The organism is Streptomyces sp. NBC_00102, assembly GCF_026343115.1.
Lineage (GTDB): Bacteria > Actinomycetota > Actinomycetes > Streptomycetales > Streptomycetaceae > Streptomyces.
In genome coordinates, this window is record NZ_JAPEMC010000001.1 from 2,340,183 (window position 1) to 2,357,683 (window position 17,501).

The 17,501-nt window shown below is 71.0% G+C and carries 13 protein-coding genes; 7 read left to right on the plus strand and 6 right to left on the minus strand.

Features of this window, described 5'->3' with window-relative positions; genetic code table 11:
• Positions 1 to 104: 104 nt before the first annotated feature.
• On the plus strand, positions 105 to 290 hold the full coding sequence (locus OHA55_RS10285) for a hypothetical protein (RefSeq protein ID WP_266704972.1): 186 nt from the start codon (positions 105 to 107) through the stop codon (positions 288 to 290).
• Positions 291 to 434: 144 nt separating this feature from the next.
• Here OHA55_RS10285 and OHA55_RS10290 read toward each other — a convergent pair whose 3' ends face one another.
• Positions 435 to 1,049, minus strand: a complete 615-nt coding sequence (locus OHA55_RS10290; protein WP_266704974.1) for a TetR/AcrR family transcriptional regulator — start codon at positions 1,047 to 1,049, stop codon at positions 435 to 437.
• A gap of 195 nt (positions 1,050 to 1,244) precedes the next feature.
• On the opposite strand from OHA55_RS10290, the gene OHA55_RS10295 reads away from it, so the two are divergent.
• The gene (locus OHA55_RS10295; RefSeq protein ID WP_266704976.1) at positions 1,245 to 2,192 is read left to right on the plus strand and encodes an ABC transporter permease; all 948 of its coding nucleotides are present in this window, start codon (positions 1,245 to 1,247) and stop codon (positions 2,190 to 2,192) included.
• Positions 2,185 to 2,961, plus strand: a complete 777-nt coding sequence (locus tag OHA55_RS10300) for an ABC transporter ATP-binding protein (RefSeq protein WP_266704978.1) — start codon at positions 2,185 to 2,187, stop codon at positions 2,959 to 2,961. Before OHA55_RS10295 ends, OHA55_RS10300 begins: the two co-directional genes overlap by 8 nt.
• 90 nt (positions 2,962 to 3,051) lie before the next feature.
• Here OHA55_RS10300 and OHA55_RS10305 read toward each other — a convergent pair whose 3' ends face one another.
• Positions 3,052 to 8,058 (minus strand): NAD-glutamate dehydrogenase, encoded by a 5,007-nt coding sequence (locus OHA55_RS10305; protein WP_266704980.1) that lies wholly within the window; start codon positions 8,056 to 8,058, stop codon positions 3,052 to 3,054.
• A gap of 473 nt (positions 8,059 to 8,531) precedes the next feature.
• On the opposite strand from OHA55_RS10305, the gene OHA55_RS10310 reads away from it, so the two are divergent.
• Positions 8,532 to 9,098, plus strand: a complete 567-nt coding sequence (locus OHA55_RS10310) for a DJ-1/PfpI family protein (protein ID WP_266704982.1) — start codon at positions 8,532 to 8,534, stop codon at positions 9,096 to 9,098.
• A 69-nt stretch (positions 9,099 to 9,167) separates the two neighbouring features.
• On the opposite strand, the gene OHA55_RS10315 is transcribed toward OHA55_RS10310, so the two are convergent.
• Positions 9,168 to 9,842, minus strand: a complete 675-nt coding sequence (locus tag OHA55_RS10315) for an HAD family hydrolase (RefSeq protein WP_266704984.1) — start codon at positions 9,840 to 9,842, stop codon at positions 9,168 to 9,170.
• 123 nt (positions 9,843 to 9,965) lie between these two features.
• A complete protein-coding gene (locus OHA55_RS10320; RefSeq protein ID WP_266704986.1) occupies positions 9,966 to 10,472 on the minus strand; it encodes a hypothetical protein in 507 nt (168 codons plus the stop codon).
• 274 nt (positions 10,473 to 10,746) lie between these two features.
• Between OHA55_RS10320 and OHA55_RS10325 the strand changes: the two genes are divergently transcribed.
• Positions 10,747 to 11,244: an Rv3235 family protein gene (locus OHA55_RS10325; protein WP_266704988.1), complete on the plus strand. Its 498-nt coding sequence runs from the start codon at positions 10,747 to 10,749 to the stop codon at positions 11,242 to 11,244.
• A gap of 166 nt (positions 11,245 to 11,410) precedes the next feature.
• On the opposite strand, the gene secA is transcribed toward OHA55_RS10325, so the two are convergent.
• On the minus strand, positions 11,411 to 14,227 hold the full coding sequence (gene secA / locus OHA55_RS10330; protein ID WP_266704990.1) for a preprotein translocase subunit SecA: 2,817 nt from the start codon (positions 14,225 to 14,227) through the stop codon (positions 11,411 to 11,413).
• Positions 14,228 to 14,466: 239 nt separating this feature from the next.
• Here secA and OHA55_RS10335 point away from each other — a divergent pair, with 239 nt between their 5' ends.
• Both OHA55_RS10335 and OHA55_RS10340 read left to right on the plus strand, forming a co-directional pair.
• Positions 14,467 to 15,174: a GNAT family N-acetyltransferase gene (locus OHA55_RS10335; RefSeq protein WP_266704992.1), complete on the plus strand. Its 708-nt coding sequence runs from the start codon at positions 14,467 to 14,469 to the stop codon at positions 15,172 to 15,174.
• Positions 15,175 to 15,401: 227 nt separating this feature from the next.
• A complete protein-coding gene (locus OHA55_RS10340; RefSeq protein ID WP_266704994.1) occupies positions 15,402 to 16,598 on the plus strand; it encodes a winged helix-turn-helix domain-containing protein in 1,197 nt (398 codons plus the stop codon).
• Between the two features lie 101 nt (positions 16,599 to 16,699).
• On the opposite strand, the gene OHA55_RS10345 is transcribed toward OHA55_RS10340, so the two are convergent.
• Positions 16,700 to 17,455 carry a response regulator transcription factor gene (locus tag OHA55_RS10345; protein WP_266704996.1) on the minus strand — a complete coding sequence of 252 codons (756 nt, stop codon included), beginning with the start codon at positions 17,453 to 17,455 and terminating at the stop codon, positions 16,700 to 16,702.
• Positions 17,456 to 17,501: the final 46 nt, after the last annotated feature.

A 17,501-nucleotide genomic window follows, 5' to 3' on the forward strand; every position in this document is an offset into this window, starting at 1 on the left:
GCAGTCCCGCCCGGTCGTCCGCCCGGAACCTTCCGGGCGGACAGCCGCCACGAGAAGCGCACGCATGTCGCGCCCGTCGGACGCCGGGCCGCTACCGTCGATACATGGCCGAGAAGCTCCGACACCCTTCGACGCCGCACTCGTCGAGAGCCCGCCGTGAGGGCCGCAGTGAGCAGGAACTCGTCGTTGAGGCCGTCCGCGACGCCCAGAACCGGGCCGGTCGGAGGGTGGACGACGTCATGGCAGAGCTGATGGAGAGCGACGCGGAAATCCTGCACCACCTGAGGTGACCGAGGTGCGCCGCGTGCAGCCGCCGCGACACACCGGTCACCTCCACATGTCTGTCGGAGTGGTTCTCCTTCTCCCGACAGGACCGGACCCGGGCACACCGCTCTGTCGCGCGCCCGGGTCCTCGCACGTCCGACCCCGGGGAGCTACTTCCCCGGATGCTTGAGCGCGGCGACCGTGGAGGCGGCCAGGTCGTCCAGGTACCCCTTCGGCAGGCCGCCGCGGACCACCACGAGCCGCCAGTACAGCGGCCCGACGATCAGGTCGAGCGCACGGTCGGGGTCGCTGCCCTCCGGCAGCTCCCCTCGGGCCACCGCCGCCCTGACGACGACGGCGGCGACGCCCTGCTGCGGGTCGAGGAGCGCCGCCTTGATCGTGTCGGCGATCTCCGGGTTCCGGGCCGCCTCCACGAGCAGGTCGGGGATCACCTGGGAGGCGACGGGGTGGCGCAGCGCGTAGGAGACGAGCTGGAGGACCGCCCGCACGTCCCCGTGGAGCGAGCCGGTGTCGGGGATCGGCATGCCCTGCTCGGCGACGGCACCCACCAGGTCGAGCACCAGCTGCAACTTGGACTTCCAGCGCCGGTAGACGGCGGTCTTGCCGACGCCCGCGCGGCGCGCGATGCCCTCCATGGACATCCGGGCGAAGCCCACCGCGGCCAGCTCCTCGAAGACGGCGCCGCGGATCGCGTCGGTCACGTCCTCGCGCAGCACGGCGGCGCCCGCCGGGGTGCGACGCCGGGGTCCGGGTTCGGTGCTCATGCCTTACAGGATATCCGTAGCGACGAAACGGTTGCGTCCCGACGCACATACGATTTACGCTCAGCGTGGCGACGAAACGGTCCCGTCCCATCGTTGGGTAGCGGTTGCCCCGCAGTTCAACGCCCGTTTCCCGCCCACAGCGCTTGATCTGTTCCAGTCTTCAACGCCTGTTCCCAGCCTCCGTCGAAAGCGATCGTGGTGAGCCAGACAGCAGCTCCGCCGACCCCAGGGCCGGCCGAAACCGATCCCGCCGCACTCGCCCCGGTCTACGCGCCGGGCGAACTGGCGGCGCTCGCCGCCCGCCACGGCCTCACCGTCAGCGGCGCCCGCCCCTCCCTGCCGTCGTACATCGCTCAGCTCTGGGGGCGCCGGCACTTCATCCTGGCGTTCGCCACGGCCAAGCTGACGGCTCAGTACAGCCAGGCGAAGCTCGGCCAGATCTGGCAGATCATGACGCCGCTGCTCAACGCCGCGGTGTTCTACTTCATCTTCGGCGTCCTGATGAACACCAAGCACGGGGTCCCCGACTTCGTGCCGTTCCTCGTCACGGGTGTCTTCATCTGGACGTTCACCTCCAGCTCGATCACGGCGGGCACCCGCGCGATCAGCGGCAACATCGGGCTGGTGCGCGCCCTGCACTTCCCGCGCGCCTCGCTGCCGGTCGCGCTTGCCCTGCAGCAGCTCCAGCAGCTGCTGTTCTCGCTCTGCGCACTCGTCCTGATCCTGGTCGGCTTCGGGCAGTACCCCAACCCGACCTGGCTGCTCGCGATCCCCGCGCTCTTCCTCCAGGCACTCTTCAACACCGGCATCTCGATGTTCGTGGCGCGGATCACCGCGAAGACCCCGGACATCGCGCAGCTCATGCCGTTTATTCTGCGCACCTGGATGTACACGTCCGGCGTGATGTGGAGCCTCGACTCCCTCCTCACCTCGGACAGCGTCCCGCACTGGGTCGTCGTCGCGCTGGACTGCAACCCCTCGGCCATCTACATCGACCTGGTGCGGTTCGCCCTGATCGACAGTTTCACCAGCGCCCATCTGCCCCCGCACGTATGGGCGGTGGCCGCGGCGTGGGCACTGTTCTGCTCCGTCGGCGGCTTCGTGTTCTTCTGGAAGGCCGAAGAGAGGTACGGACGTGGCTGACACGACCGCGGAGCGGGAGCCCACCGTCGTCGTCGACGACGTGCACATCACCTACAAGGTCAACGGCACCAAGGGCGGCCGGGGCAGCGCGACCTCCGCGCTCAGCCGGATCGTCACCCGCCGCCAGAGCCCGGGCGTGCGCGAGGTGCACGCCGTCAAGGGCGTCAGCTTCGCCGCGTACAAGGGCGAGGCGATCGGCCTCATCGGCTCGAACGGCTCCGGCAAGTCCACCCTGCTCAAGGCCATCGCCGGGCTGCTCCCGGCGACGAAGGGCAAGGTACACACGCAGGGCCAGCCCTCGCTGCTCGGCGTGAACGCGGCGCTGATGAGCGACCTCACCGGCGAGCGCAACGTCGTCCTGGGCGGCCTGGCGATGGGCATGTCCCGCCAGGAGATCCGCGAACGGTACGACGACATCGTCTCCTTCTCCGGCATCAACGAGAAGGGCGACTTCATCACCCTGCCGATGCGGACGTACTCCTCCGGCATGGGCGCCCGGCTGCGGTTCTCCATCGCGGCGGCGAAGAGCCACGACGTGCTGCTGATCGACGAGGCGCTCTCCACCGGTGACGCCAAGTTCCAGAACCGGAGCAAGGACCGGATCAAGGAACTCCGCCAGGAGGCCGGCACGGTCTTCCTGGTCAGCCACAGCAACAGGTCGATCCTGGAGACCTGCGACCGGGCGATCTGGCTGGAGGCGGGCGTCCTGCGGATGGACGGCCCGGCGAAGGACGTCGTCGCCGCGTACGAACAGTTCACCAAGAAGTAGTCCCCGCGCCGGTACGTGCGAGAAGGGGGGCTCCGGGCTTACGGCCCGGAGCCCCCCTTCTCGTGCGTCTTCCCGTCTACGCCGGCGGCGTCAGGCGTGCGTACGCAGCAGCGTCCGCATGGTCCGCATCGCGACCGACAGGTTCGCCAGGTCGAAGGCGTCGGAGCTCTGGATCTCCTCCAGCGTCGAGCGCGACCGCGACAGGATCGCCGCGTTCTTCTCCTCCCACGCCTTGAACCGTTCCTCCGGCGTCGCGCCCTCGGCCCCGACGGCCAGCACGTCGGCGGTGAGCGCCGCGTGGGCCGCGTACAGGTCCTCGCGGATGGAGGCGCGGGCCATGGACTGCCAGCGGTCCGCGCGCGGCAGCTCGATGATCCGGTCCATCAGGGCGGTGATCCGCAGCCGGTCGGCGAGGTCGTAGTAGACCTCGGCGACGGCCAGCGGGTCCTTGTCCGTACGGTCCGCGATGGCCACGATGTCGAGCGACGGGAAGGCGGAGGAGAACCCGGCGACGCGCTGTGCCAGTTCCTCGGGCACGTCCGCCGAGGTCAGCTCCTCCAGGATCCGCTGGTACCACTCCTGGTCGGCGCCCTGCAGCAGCTTGGGCATCGCGGCCCAGACCTCGGCGACCCGGTCCTTGAAGAAGGCGACGGTGGCCTCGATGTCCACCGGCTGCGGGCGGTTGCCCAGCAGCCAGCGGGTGCCGCGCTCCACCAGGCGGCGGGAGTGCAGCCGGATGCGGGTCTGCACGGCGGAGTCGACCTCGTTGTCGAGCGCCTCCACCGCGTCCCAGACCTGGTTCAGGCCGAAGATCTCGCGGGCCGCGGCCTGCGCCCGCACGATCTCCTCCACCGAGGCGCCGGTCTCCTCGCGGAACCGGTGCAGGAAGGTGGAACCGCCGGTGTTCACCGTGTCGTTGACCAGCACCGTGGTGATGATCTCGCGGCGCAGCGCGTGGCCGTCGATCGCCTCGGGGAAGCGTTCGCGCAGCTGCTTCGGGAAGTAGGCGTGCGCGAGCCGCTGGAGGTGGGGGTCGTCCGGGAGGCTGGTGCGGATCAGCTCGTCGGCCGCGGTGATCTTCGTGTAGGCGAGCAGCACCGCGAGTTCCGGCTGGCTGAGGCCCTTGCCCGCGGTGAGGAGTTCGCGGATCTGCCGGTCGGCGGGGAGGAACTCCAGCGCGCGGTCCAGCCCGCCCGAGGACTCCAGCCGGCGCATCGAGCGCTGGTGGGCGTGGAGCAGGTCGGCTGCCTGGGCGGTGGCGTTGGTGAGCGCGACGTTCTGCGCGTAGTTGTTGCGCAGCACGAGCGCGCCGACCTCGTCGGTCATCTCGGCGAGCAGCTTGTTGCGCTGCTTGACGGTCATGTCGCCGTCCCGGACCAGCCCGTTGAGCAGGATCTTGATGTTCACCTCGTGGTCGGAGGTGTCCACACCGGCGCTGTTGTCGATCGCGTCGGTGTTGATCTCGCCGCCGGACCGGGCGAACTCGATGCGGCCGAGCTGGGTGGCGCCGAGGTTGCCGCCCTCGCCGACGACCTTGGCCCGCAGGTCCTGGCCGTTGACCCGGATCGCGTCGTTGGCCTTGTCGCCGACGTCGGTGTCGGTCTCGGCGGAGGACTTGATGTAGGTGCCGATGCCGCCGTTCCACAGCAGGTCGACGGGGGCCCGCAGGATGGCCTTCATCAGGTCGGCGGGGGTCATCTTGGTGACGCCCGCCTCGATGCCGAGGGCCTCGCGGACGTGCGCGTTGACCGGGATCGACTTCGCGGAGCGGGGGTGGACGCCGCCGCCCGGCGAGAGCAGCTTGGTGTCGTAGTCGGCCCAGGAGCTGCGGGGCAGCTCGAAGATCCGGCGCCGCTCGGCATAGGAGACGGCTGCGTCCGGGGTCGGGTCGAGGAAGATGTGCCGGTGGTCGAAGGCCGCGACCAGCCGGATGTGCTCGGAGAGCAGCATGCCGTTGCCGAACACGTCGCCGGACATGTCGCCGACGCCGACGACGGTGAAGTCCTCGGTCTGGGTGTCGTGGCCCAGCGCGCGGAAGTGCCGCTTGACGGACTCCCAGGCGCCGCGCGCGGTGATGCCCATGCCCTTGTGGTCGTACCCGGCGGAGCCGCCGGAGGCGAAGGCGTCGCCGAGCCAGAAGTTGTACGCGACGGCGACCTCGTTGGCGATGTCGGAGAAGCTCGCGGTGCCCTTGTCGGCGGCGACGACGAGGTAGGTGTCGTCCTCGTCGTGGCGGACCACGTCCAGGGGCGGCACGGTCTCGCCGGCCACCAGGTTGTCGGTGATGTCGAGCAGCGCCGAGACGAAGACGCGGTACGCGGCGATGCCCTCGGCGAGCCAGGCGTCGCGGTCGGCGGCCGGGTCCGGGAGCTGCTTGGCGACGAAGCCGCCCTTGGCGCCCACCGGCACGATCACGGTGTTCTTCACCATCTGCGCCTTGACCAGGCCGAGGACCTCGGTACGGAAGTCCTCGCGCCGGTCGGACCAGCGCAGCCCGCCGCGGGCGACCTTGCCGAAGCGGAGGTGGACGCCCTCGACGCGGGGCGAGTACACCCAGATCTCGAAGGCCGGGCGCGGGGCCGGCAGGTCGGGGATGGCCTGCGGGTCGAACTTCATCGAGACGTAGCCGTGCGGCGCGCCGTCGTCGGCGTGCTGGAAGAAGTTGGTCCGCAGGGTCGCCTTGATGACGGTGAGGAAGGAGCGCAGGATGCGGTCCTCGTCGAGCGAGGCCACCTGGTCGAGCGCGCCGTCGAGTTCTTCGAGCAGTCCGTCGGTCAGCTCGCGCCCGGCGTTCTGGCGGGCGGGGGACATCCGGGCCTCGAAGAGGGAGACCAGCAGCCGGGTGGTGTGGACGTTGTCGCGGAGGGTGTCCTCCATGTAGTCCTGGCTGAAGGTGGAGCCCGCCTGGCGCAGGTACTTCGCGTAGGCGCGGAGCACCATCGCCTGCCGCCAGTCGAGTCCGGCGCGGAGCACGAGGGAGTTGAAGCCGTCGTTCTCGGCGGCGCCGGTCCATACCGCGGCGAAGGCCTTCTGGAAGCGGTCGCGGGCGTCGTCGGCGAGGTGGTCGCCGTTGCCCGCGGGCAGCCGCAGCCCGAAGTCGTAGATCCAGCCGGTGGTGCGGTCCGCGCAGCGCAGTTCGTACGGGCGCTCGTCGACGACCTCCACGCCCAGGCGCTGGAGCACCGGGAGGACGGCGGAGAGCGAGACGGGCTCGCCGGTCCGGTAGATCTTGAAGCGGCGCTCGCCGGGCAGCGCGCCGACCGGCTCGTAGAGGCTGAGCGAGAAGTCCTTCTCGCCCGCCTTGAGCGCTTCGAGGTGGACCAGGTCGGCCACGGCGGCGCGCGGCGAGTGGTCGGCCTTGTACCCCTCGGGGAAGGAGCGGGCGTAGCGGCTCAGCAGTTCGGCGGCGCGCTCCTCGCCGCACTCGGCGTTCAGGGCCTCCTGGAAGCCGTCCGACCAGGAGCGGGCGGCCTCGACGAGACGGGCCTCGATGTGCTCGGTGTCGGCGTCGGTCAGGTGCGGCAGTTCGGTGCCGGGGGCGACCCGGACGACGAAGTGCAGCCGGGACAGGATCGATTCGGTGTTCCAGGCGGTGAAGTCGACGCTGGTGCCGCCGAGTTCCTCCTTGAGGATGTCGATCAGCCGCAGCCGGACGCCGGTGGTGTAGCGGTCGCGCGGCAGGTAGACGAGGGCCGAGTAGTAGCGGCCGTACTCGTCCTGGCGCAGGTAGAGCCTGAGCCGGCGGCGTTCCTGGAGGTAGAGCACCGAGGTGACGATCGAGCGGAGCTGATCGGTCGGCGTCTGGAACATGTCGTCGCGCGGGTAGGTCTCCAGGATCTGGAGCAGGTCGCGGCCGTCGTGGCTGTTGTCCGAGAAGCCGGCGCCCTCCAGCACCTCGGCGACCTTGCGGCGGACGACCGGGACCCGGCGCACCGACTCGGTGTAGGCGGCGGACGAGAAGAGGCCGAGGAAGCGGCGCTCGCCGACGACGTTGCCGTCGGCGTCGAACTTCTTCACGCCGACGTAGTCGAGGTAGCTCGGGCGGTGGACCGTGGAGCGGCTGTTCGCCTTGGTCAGGATGAGCAGCTTGTGCTCGCGGGCCTTGGCGCGGGCGTCGGCGGGAAGCCGGTCGAAGGAGGGGCTGACGGGGTGCGCCTCGTCCTCGTGGTGCTTGGGGTCGGAGCGCAGGATGCCGAGGCCGGTGCCGGGGACGGCGGCCAGCGAGTCGCCGTTCTTCAGCGAGTACTCGCGGTAGCCGAGGAAGGTGAAGTGGTCGGCGGCGAGCCAGCGCAGCAGCTCGCCGGCCTCCTCGATCTCCTCGGTGGGGAGGTCGTCGGTGGGCTCGTCCCCCAGACCGTCCGCGATGCGCAGCGCGGCGGCGCGCATCTTGTCCCAGTCCTCGACGGTCTCCCGCACGTCGGACAGGACGCGCAGCAGGTCGGCGGTGATCTCCTTGAGGTCCTCGCGGTCCGTCTCGCGGTCGATCTCGACGTGGATCCAGGACTCCACGAGGACGTCGTGGGGGAGTGCCGCCCCGGCGGTGCCGGCGTCCTTGCGGCCCTTGCCCTGGGGGACCCGGGGGACGCCGGATCCGTCGGTGAGGACCTCCAGCAGCTTGCCGGTGACGTCACGGCGCACCAGGACCTGGGGGTGGATGACCAGGTGGATGCCCCGGTTCTGGCGGGACAGCTCGTTGGTGACGGAGTCGACGAGGAACGGCATGTCGTCGGTGACCACCTCGACGACGGAGTGGCTGGAGGTCCAGCCGTTCTCCTCCACGGTCGGGGTGTGCACCCGGACGTTGGCCGTGCCCTGGGGGCGGTTCTCGGCCAGCCGGTAGTGCGAGGCGGCGGCTCCGAAGACGTCGACCGGGTCGCGGCCGCTCAGGTCCTCCGGAGCGGTGTGCAAGTAGTAGCGCTGGAGGTAGGAGAGGAGCATGTCCCGGCCGGACCGCTCTTCCCCGCCCGTGCCGGCCGCGGCGACGCGCACCCGGGGGGTCCCCCCCGGGCCTCCGGCACCACCGCCCGGGCTGTTGTCAGCTACCTCGGCGGCCCGTGCGAGCAGCTCGGCCTTGGCTTCGTCCAGCTTGGTCTGCATGTCCTCTGGCTCCTGTCGCGCGCCATTGCGTGACGTAGGTGACAAAAGCAGCACAACGCCACGACGCGGGGTATCCGGTCGTAGTCGACGCTATGCCGCGATGAGAGATACCCGGGACCAAATCGGCGATATTCAGCCGTGGGTCGGGGTGACGGCGATCACGGACGGCCCGGGTGCGTGGGCACTCCGGGATCGGGCCGGGGGCGTCGGTGCCCCCGAGGCGTATCGCGCTGATCACGGACACAAGGCTATCTCGCCCGGACAGGTGGCCGTCATGAACCGTATGTGTACAAACGGACACCCTGGACTTGGACACTTCGTACAGGCCCTGGGGTGCGGCCCCCGGCGATGGCGCGCCCCTCGGTGAAGGCGCGCCCTCTTGGCGAACGCGCCCGGCCGGTGCACGCTGGTCCCGCCGCACGGCCGGGCGCACGCCCGCACCCGTCCGACCCACGAACCCTGGGGGCCCTGTCATGGCACCGAAGATCCTGCTCGTCACCGGCGACGCGGCCGAGTCGCTGGAGGTCCTCTACCCGTACCAGCGCCTGCGCGAGGAGGGGTACGAGGTCGACATCGCGGCCCCCGAACGCAAGACCCTGCGCTTCGTGGTCCACGACTTCGAGCCCGGCTTCGACACGTACACCGAGAAGCCCGGTTACACCTGGCCCGCCGACCTGGCGTTCGCCGACGTGGTGCCCGGCGACTACGCCGCCCTGGTGATCCCCGGCGGCCGGGCACCGGAGTACCTCCGCAACAACGCCGACCTGCGGAGGATCGTCGTCGCCTTCTTCGACGACGCCCGGCCGGTCGCGCAGATCTGCCACGGCCCGCTGATCACCGCCACGACGGGCAGTCTCGACGGGCGCGAGGTGACGGCCTATCCGGCGCTGGAGCCGGACATGCGGACGGCGGGGGCGGCCTTCCAGGACGCCGAGGCGGTGGTCGACGGCACCCTGGTCTCCTCGCGCGCCTGGCCCGACCACTCGGCGTGGATGCGCGAGTTCCTCAAGGTGCTGCGCGCGAAGGCCCCGGTGGCCTGACCGCCGCCGCCACGGACGGTTCCCGGCCAGGGGGCCGTCCCCAGGCGTGCGTGCGTGCGTCCGTACGCCTCAGACCGTCATCGACTCCGCCAGCGCCACCGCTTCGACCAGGGTGTCCACGACCGGTACGCCCGCCGCCTCCAGGCCGGCCCGGTCGTGCGAGCCCCCGGTGAACAGCACCGCCCGCGCGCCGACGTGCGCGGCGGCCACCGCGTCGTCCACCGCGTCCCCGATGATCACCGCGTGCTCGGGGGCGACCGTGCCGAGCGCGGCGAAGTGGCGCTCCATGTGGAGCGCCTTGCTGCCGCCGGAGGGCCCGGTGCGCCCGTCGACGCGCACGAAGTGCGGCTCGATGCCGTACCCGCGCACGGTCGGCAGCAGCTGCTCGTGGCCGTGCATGCTCAGCAGGGACTGGCTGCGGCCGTCCCTCCGCCAGCCCGCGAGCAGTTCGGAGGCACCGTCGGTCAGGAGGCACTCCACGCGGAGCTCGGCGTAGGCGTCGTGGAAGACGACGTCCATCCGCTGCCACTCGGCGTCGCTCGGCATCCGGCCCAGCAGCCGCTCGTAGAAGAGCGGGATGGGCACGCAGTACGTCGCGCGGTACTGATCCACCGTGATCGGCGCGAGCCCCACCTCGGCGAAGGCCGCGTTGGTCGCGCCGACGACCGCGTCGATGTCGTCCAGCAGCGTGCCGTTCCAGTCCCAGACCAGGTGTGGGGTGCGGTTCTCGTCGTGCTTCGCCATGGGAAAGACGGTACTCGGCGGGTACGACGACCGGGAAAGCCGACCCTGATCCGGCATTCCTGGTGAGAACGGGCGCGGGGAAACGGCGCGCGCACCCCTCAAAGCCTCAGCCGAGTCAAAGCCTCAGCCGAGCAGCTGCGGGATCTCCTGCACGCCGAACCAGAGCAGCTCGTGGTCCTCGGCCCCGTCGACGGTGAACCGCGCGTCGTCGTCGCCGTGGTCGGCCGCGCCCAGGGCCGCGGCGGCGGCCGTCACGTCCTTCTCGGCGTCGTCGGAGTCCACGTGCACGGCCGCGGCCTTGGCGAGCGGCACCGCCGAGGCGAGCCGGACCTCGCCGACCGAGTCGGCGTCCAGGCCCCCGTCGGGGTCGCCGAGAGCGTCACCGTCCGGTACGTCGAACGCGACCACGACCCGGCGGCGCGGCTCCTCGGGCAGGGCGGCGATCAGCCGGAGCGAGGCGGCGGCGGCCCGGTTGAGCGCCGCGTACTCCAGCTCCTCGATGTCGTCGGAGACGTACCACTCGCGCAGCCCGGGGGTCACGGCGTAGGCGGTCAGCGGTCCGGGGCCCAACTCGCCCGCCCCGTGCGCCGCGGCGAGCCCGGAGAGGGTCAGGGGGACGTACACGCGCATGGCTTGGCCGCTTTCGTAGTCGACAGACGCCCTCAGGATACGTCGGCCGTCCCCGTTCGAGGCCGGGCGGTCACCCCTTCCCGGCACCGGCCGGGGGCACGGCCGTCCGCCCGCTCCCCGGGCGCCCGGCTGCCCCCCTCACCCGGATAGGTGATCCATGCCGCACGCCCCGGACCGCCCCGGCCCCCCTTGCGACCCCGTCGCGACTCCCCGTAGAAGTTCCCCGACGGAACGTTACCGTCCGGGCACGACCGGGCGGCCTCACACGGGGGCGATGACCATGAGCACGGACCGGACCAGGACCTTACGCGCGGATCGCCGCACCCGTACGGAACAGCGCGGCACCAACCGTCCGCCGGCCGGCAGGCCCGCCGGCCGCCGCGACCAGCTCCGGCCCGGCACCGTCCCGGCGCAGCGGAACCCGCTCCCGGCGCGGGGCCCGGTGCGCCCGCACCACTGGTTCGCGGAACGGCTGCTCGCCGTACTCAGCGGGCGCCGCCCGGTCCACTGGATGCTCGGCCACACGGTGGGCGAGGCGTACGACCAGCTCACCGAACTGGCCCCGGGCGCCCCGCTGCGCGCCGCCTGGGGAAGCAGCCCGGTGCTGCGCGGGTGCTACGGCGCGCAGCCGGCCACCGGTGTGGTCGAGGCGTTCGCGAGCATCTGGGGCGGCGGCCGGGTGCACGCCATGGCGTTCCGGCTGGAGCAGGGCGCCGATCTGCGCTGGCGCTGCGCCGCGGTGGAGCTGGGCGGGGAACGCCTGCCCGCCTGAGCGCGCGGCGCGGGTACCACCCCGCGCACACGCACCGCGGCCCGGCGGGTACCAAAACCGGCGTGTACGAAAACCGGCGGGTACCAAAAACCGGCGGGGCCGGGACCTCCGTGGAGATCCCGGCCCCGCCGGTTCCGGCCCCGCTCGCCGCCCTGCGGACGCGGGACTACTTCTTGCGGCGGCGACCGCCACCGCCCGCGCTCTTCTGCGCCTTGCGGCGCTCGGCGCGGGTCAGGCCGTCGCCCTCGGGGGCGTTGTCCGCGAACTCGCCCTCCACGACGCCGCCTTCGCCGTCCACCGTGGGGGCGGAGAAGTGCAGGCGGTCGGGGCGCTGCGGGGCTTCGAGGCCCTTGGCGCGGATCTCCGGCCGGGCGGCCGCCGCGACACCGGCGCCCTCCTTGGCGAGCGAGGGCTGCTCGGCCTCGTCCTTGACCGGGACTTCCTCGACCTGCTGCTCGACCTGGACCTCCAGGTTGAAGAGGTAGCCGACCGACTCCTCCTTGATGCCCTCCATCATGGCGTTGAACATGTCGAACCCTTCGCGCTGGTACTCGACCAGCGGGTCCTTCTGCGCCATCGCACGGAGGCCGATGCCCTCCTGGAGGTAGTCCATCTCGTAGAGGTGCTCGCGCCACTTGCGGTCGAGGACCGAGAGGACCACGCGACGCTCCAGCTCACGCATGATCTCCGAGCCGAGCGAGTTCTCGCGCTCCTCGTACTGCGCGTGGATGTCGTCCTTGACGGACTCGGCGATGAAGTCCGCCGTGACGCCCGCGAGGTCGCCCGCGGCTTCCTCCAGCTCGTCCACGGTGACCTTCACCGGGTAGAGCTGCTTGAAGGCGCCCCACAGCCGGTCGAGGTCCCACTCCTCCGCGAAGCCCTCGGCGGTCTCCTGGCGGATGTAGTCGTCGATCGTGTCGTCCATGAAGTGACGGATCTGGTCCTGGAGGTCCTCGCCCTCCAGAACGCGACGACGCTCGCCGTAGATGACCTCGCGCTGACGGTTGAGCACCTCGTCGTACTTCAGGACGTTCTTACGCGTCTCGAAGTTCTGCTGCTCGACCTGGGACTGGGCTGAGGCGATCGCGCGGGTGACCATCTTGTTCTCGATCGGCACGTCGTCGGGGACGTTCGCCATCGACATCACGCGCTCGACCATCTGCGCCTTGAACAGGCGCATCAGGTCGTCGCCGAGCGAGAGGTAGAAGCGGGACTCGCCCGGGTCGCCCTGACGGCCGGAACGGCCGCGCAGCTGGTTGTCGATACGGCGCGACTCGTGGCGCTCGGTGCCCAGGACGTACAGCCCGCCGAGGTCCTTGACCTCCTCGAACTCCGCCTTGACGGCCAGCTCGGCCTTCTCCAGCGCGGCGGGCAGGGCGGCCGCCCACTCCTCGACGTGCTCGACCGGGTCGAGGCCGCGCTGGCGCAGCTCGGCCTCGGCGAGGTCGTCGGGGTTGCCGCCGAGCTTGATGTCGGTGCCTCGTCCGGCCATGTTGGTCGCGACGGTGACGGCGCCCTTGCGGCCGGCCTGGGCGACGATGGTCGCCTCACGGTCGTGCTGCTTGGCGTTGAGCACCTCGTGCTGGACACCGCGCTTGGAGAGCTGCTGCGAGAGGTACTCGGACTTCTCGACCGAGGTGGTGCCGACCAGGATCGGCTGCCCCTTCTCGTGCTTCTCCGCGATGTCGTCGACGACGGCGGCGAACTTGGCGACCTCGGTGCGGTAGATGAGGTCGGACTGGTCGAGGCGGACCATCGGCCGGTTCGTCGGGATCGGCACGACGCCCAGCTTGTAGATCTGGTGGAACTCGGCGGCCTCGGTCATGGCCGTACCGGTCATGCCGGAGAGCTTGCCGTAGAGGCGGAAGAAGTTCTGCAGGGTGATCGTGGCGAGGGTCTGGTTCTCGTCCTTGATGTCCACCCCTTCCTTCGCCTCGATCGCCTGGTGCATGCCCTCGTTGTAGCGGCGGCCGGCGAGGATACGGCCGGTGTGCTCGTCGACGATCATGACTTCGCCGTCGATGACGACGTAGTCCTTGTCCTTCTTGAAGAGTTCCTTCGCCTTGATGGCGTTGTTGAGGTACCCGACGAGAGGCGTGTTGACCGACTCGTAGAGGTTGTCGATCCCGAGCCAGTCCTCGACCTTGGCGACGCCGGACTCGTGGATGGCCACGGTCCGCTTCTTCTCGTCGACCTCGTAGTCGCCGGTCTCCTCGATGCCCTTGAGCTGGTTGCCCGCCTCGCCCTTGGTGAGCCGGGTGACCAGCTTGGCGAAGTCGCCGTACCACTTGGTGGCCTGGTCGGCCGGGCCGGAGATGATCAGCGGGGTACGCGCCTCGTCGACGAGGATCGAGTCGACCTCGTCGACCACCGCGAAGTTGTGGCCGCGCTGCACGAGTTCGTCCCTAGACCACGCCATGTTGTCGCGGAGGTAGTCGAAGCCGAACTCGTTGTTCGTGCCGTACGTGATGTCGCAGGCGTACTGCTCACGACGCTGCGCCGGGGTCATGTTCGCGACGATGCAGCCGACGGTCAGACCGAGGAACTTGTGGACGCGGCCCATCAGCTCGGAGTCGCGCTCGGCCAGGTAGTCGTTGACCGTGATCAGGTGGACGCCCTTGCCGGAGATCGCGTTGAGGTACGCGGGCAGGGTGCCGACGAGGGTCTTGCCCTCACCGGTCTTCATCTCGGCGACGTACCCGAGGTGCAGGGCGGCGCCGCCCATCATCTGGACGTCGTAGTGGCGCTGTCCGAGGACGCGCTTCGCGGCCTCACGGACGGTGGCGAACGCCTCGGGGAGCAGGTCGTCCAGGCTCTCGCCGTCCGCGTACCGTGTCTTGTACTCGTCGGTGAGCGCCCGCAGCTCGGCGTCGGAGAGGTTGACGAAGTCCTCTTCGATGGAGCTGACCTGGTCCGCGATGCGGTGCAGTTTGCGCAGGATCTTGCCTTCGCCTGCACGCATGAGCTTGTTGAAGACGGACACTGAGGCTGGTCTCCTTGCCGGTCGGGCCTGGCACTGGGTCGTTTGACGGACTCTGGCGCGGGCACGGCAGGTGGGCCCCACCGCAACGGCCATCGTAAGCGAGGACACCGCCGCGCCGGGAGGGCTGCCCCTGGGTGGACCTCACCGCGCCTTCCAGGACAACGGCCGAAGAGCCTGGAAGGTGCCGGGAAGCCCGGAAAGTGCTCCCGGCGCGGCTCCGGGGTCACCAGAATGCGCCCATGGAGCCGATCACTCTCACCTCCCGACGTCTGCTGCTCCGTCCCTTCACCCCCGGGGACACGGACGCGGTGCATCTCGCCTGCCAGGACCCGGAGATCCTCCGCTGGACGGAGATCCCCTCGCCCTACCTGCGCTCCGACGCGGAGCTCTTCACGGGCACCATCGCCCCGGCGGGCTGGCGGGACGACTCCGGCTACCACTTCGCCCTGGTGGCGCGGCGGGGCGCGCTGGCGGGCGCCCTCGGCCTCGTCCGCCGGCCGGCCCCCGGGACGTACGAAGTCGGCTTCTGGCTGGCCCGCGAGCACCGCGGACAGGGGTACGGGACGGAGGCGGTGGTCCGCCTGGCGCACTGGGCGTTCTCGGTGCTGGGGGCGGCCCGGCTGGAGTGGTGGGCCGAGGCGGGCAACGTGGCGTCCCGGGCGGTCGCCCTGCGCGCCGGGTTCCGGCTGGAGGACACCGCCGGCCACGGGGCCGCAGGCATCACGGGCGCTGGGGAGGGTACGGGCGCCGGGGAGGGTACGGGCGCGGGGGCCGGGGCGCCCCGCGCGCTCTGGAGCGCCTCCCTCTTCCCTGCCGACCTGGGGCTCTCCGCGTCCGGCCCCGGGCGGATCCCCTCCGGTCTCGGCCTGCGGCTCACCGGGAGCGGGCTGCCGGGCCCGGGGGGCCATCCGCCGGGTTCCGCCCCGTACCTGCCGTCCCAGGGCTGAGGAGACGCGGGGGACCGGGCCCGGGCGGGGCGTTCCGGGCGGCCCGCGGGAACGGCCACCGGCCGGTCGGGGGCCATGCGGGCGGCCCGCCGGATCGGCCGGTCGGGGGCCTTGCGGGCGTTCCGCGGGATCGGCCGGTCGCGGGCTTTGCGGGCGTTCCGCCCAGCCCCTCGGGCACATGTTCGTCCCCTCGGACGGCTGTCGGCGGTGCCCCTTAAGGTGCCTCCATGACGCCCGAGCCGCTCGTGCAGCCCCCCGTGGTCGAACTCTCCGCCGATCAGGCCCGCAGGATCGCGCTGCGCGCCCAGGGATTCCTGGGAGCGCCCGACCGGCGTGCCGGAGTGCCCGGGGTGCTGCGCCATCTCGGGGCCGTACAGCTCGACACCATCTCGGTGCTGGCCCGGTCCCACGAGCTCGTACCGTACGCACGGCTCGGCGGTATCGGCCGCAAGGCGGTGGAGGAGGCGTACTGGTCGGGCGGCCGCGCCTTCGAGTACTGGTCGCACGCGGCCTGCGTGCTGCCGGTCGAGGAGTGGCCGCACTTCGCCTTCCGCCGCCGCGGCTACCGCAACCGCCCGCAGTGGCACCACGAGTTGCCCGCCGGCACGTACGACACCGTGATCGCGCAACTGCGTGCCGAGGGCCCGCTCACCGCGACCCAGCTCGGCGGCGCGAAGAACGGCGGCGAGTGGTGGGACTGGTCCGCGACCAAGGTCGCGGTCGAACGCGCCCTGATGTACGGCGAGGTGGTCTGCACCGAACGCCGCGGCTGGAAGCGCGTCTACGACCTCGCCGAGCGGGCGATCCCCGACCGTTTCCTGCACGACGACCTGACGGACGAGGAGTGCCGGCGGCGTCTCGTCGCCCTGGCCGGCCGCTCTCTGGGGGTCGGTACCCGTTCCGACCTCGCGGACTACCACCGGCTGAAAGCCGAGCACTTCGACGCCGCGGTGGCCGGCTCCGGCCTCGTACCGGTGACGGTCGAGGGCTGGGGAAAGCCGGCCTGGGCCGATCCGGAGGCACTGGCGGCCGAACCGCGCGGGCGCCACCGCACGACGCTGCTCTCGCCCTTCGACTCCCTGATCTGGGAACGGGCGCGCACCGAGCGGATCTTCGGGTTCACCCACCGGCTGGAGGCGTACACCCCGAAGCCCAAGCGGGTGCACGGCTACTTCGCCATGCCCCTGCTCGCGGGCGGCCGGCTCCAGGGCCGCGTCGACCCGGCGCGCGAGGGCACCACCCTCGTCGCCCGCCAGGTGTCCCTGGCGAGCCCCAAGGCGGTGGCGCCGATGGCCGAGGCGCTCGTGGAGGCGGCCTCCTGGGTCGGCTGCACGGACGTGCGGCTGGAGCGCGTGGACGCTCCGGGGCTGCGGGAGCCGCTGGCCTGGGCGGTCGGGGCGGCGTTCTCCGCCGCCCACCGGTGACGTGACGGCCGCACCGGTGACGGGACGACCCGACCGGTGGCGGCCCGACCGGTGGCGGAACGACCCGACCGATCCGGTACGCCGTCAGGAGCGCGGGGAGTTCACCGGATCTCCAGGATCTTCTCCCGCATGGCATAGACCACGGCTTCCATCCGGGAGTGCAGCTGGAGTTTCTCCAGGATATTGCGTACGTGGTTCTTCACCGTGTTCTCGGAAATGAACAACTGCTTGGCGATGTCTCGGTTGTTCTTGCCGGTGGCGACGAGTTTCAGGACTTCGAGTTCGCGGTCGGTGAGCCGGGGCGCGGGAAGAAGCCGCCGGTCGTCGGTGCGCTGGATCATCGATTTGAACTCGGTGAGGAGTTTCGACGCCATCGACGGGCTGATCTGGGACTGCCCGTCGGCGACGGCCCGGATCGCCGTGGACACCTCGTCGGTGGAGATCTCCTTGAGCAGATACCCGGTGGCGCCGGCTTTGATCGCGTCGTAGAGGTCGGCCTCCTCGTCGCTGATCGTCAGCATGATGATCTTCGCGCTCGGGGCCACCTCCTTGATGGCGGTGCACGCCTCGATGCCGCCGCGCTTGGGCATCCGCACGTCCATCAGCACGATGTCGGGCAGCAGGTCCGCGGCTTTGTCGACCGCCTCCGCGCCGTCCCCCGCCTCCCCGACGACCTGGATGTCCTCCTCCTGCTGGAGCACGATCTCCAGTCCCCTGCGGAAGAGCGCGTGATCGTCCACCACCAAGACCCTGATGGGTTCCTTGCGGGGCGAGGTGTCCTCGTCCGCGCCGGCTCGGGTACGGGCAGCTTCTCCGGAAACATTCGTGTCGCGCACGGGCCCGAAGGTGTCCGCCATCGTTCCTCCCCCTGAAGGCCACGGCCTGAAGTCACACACGGTCGCC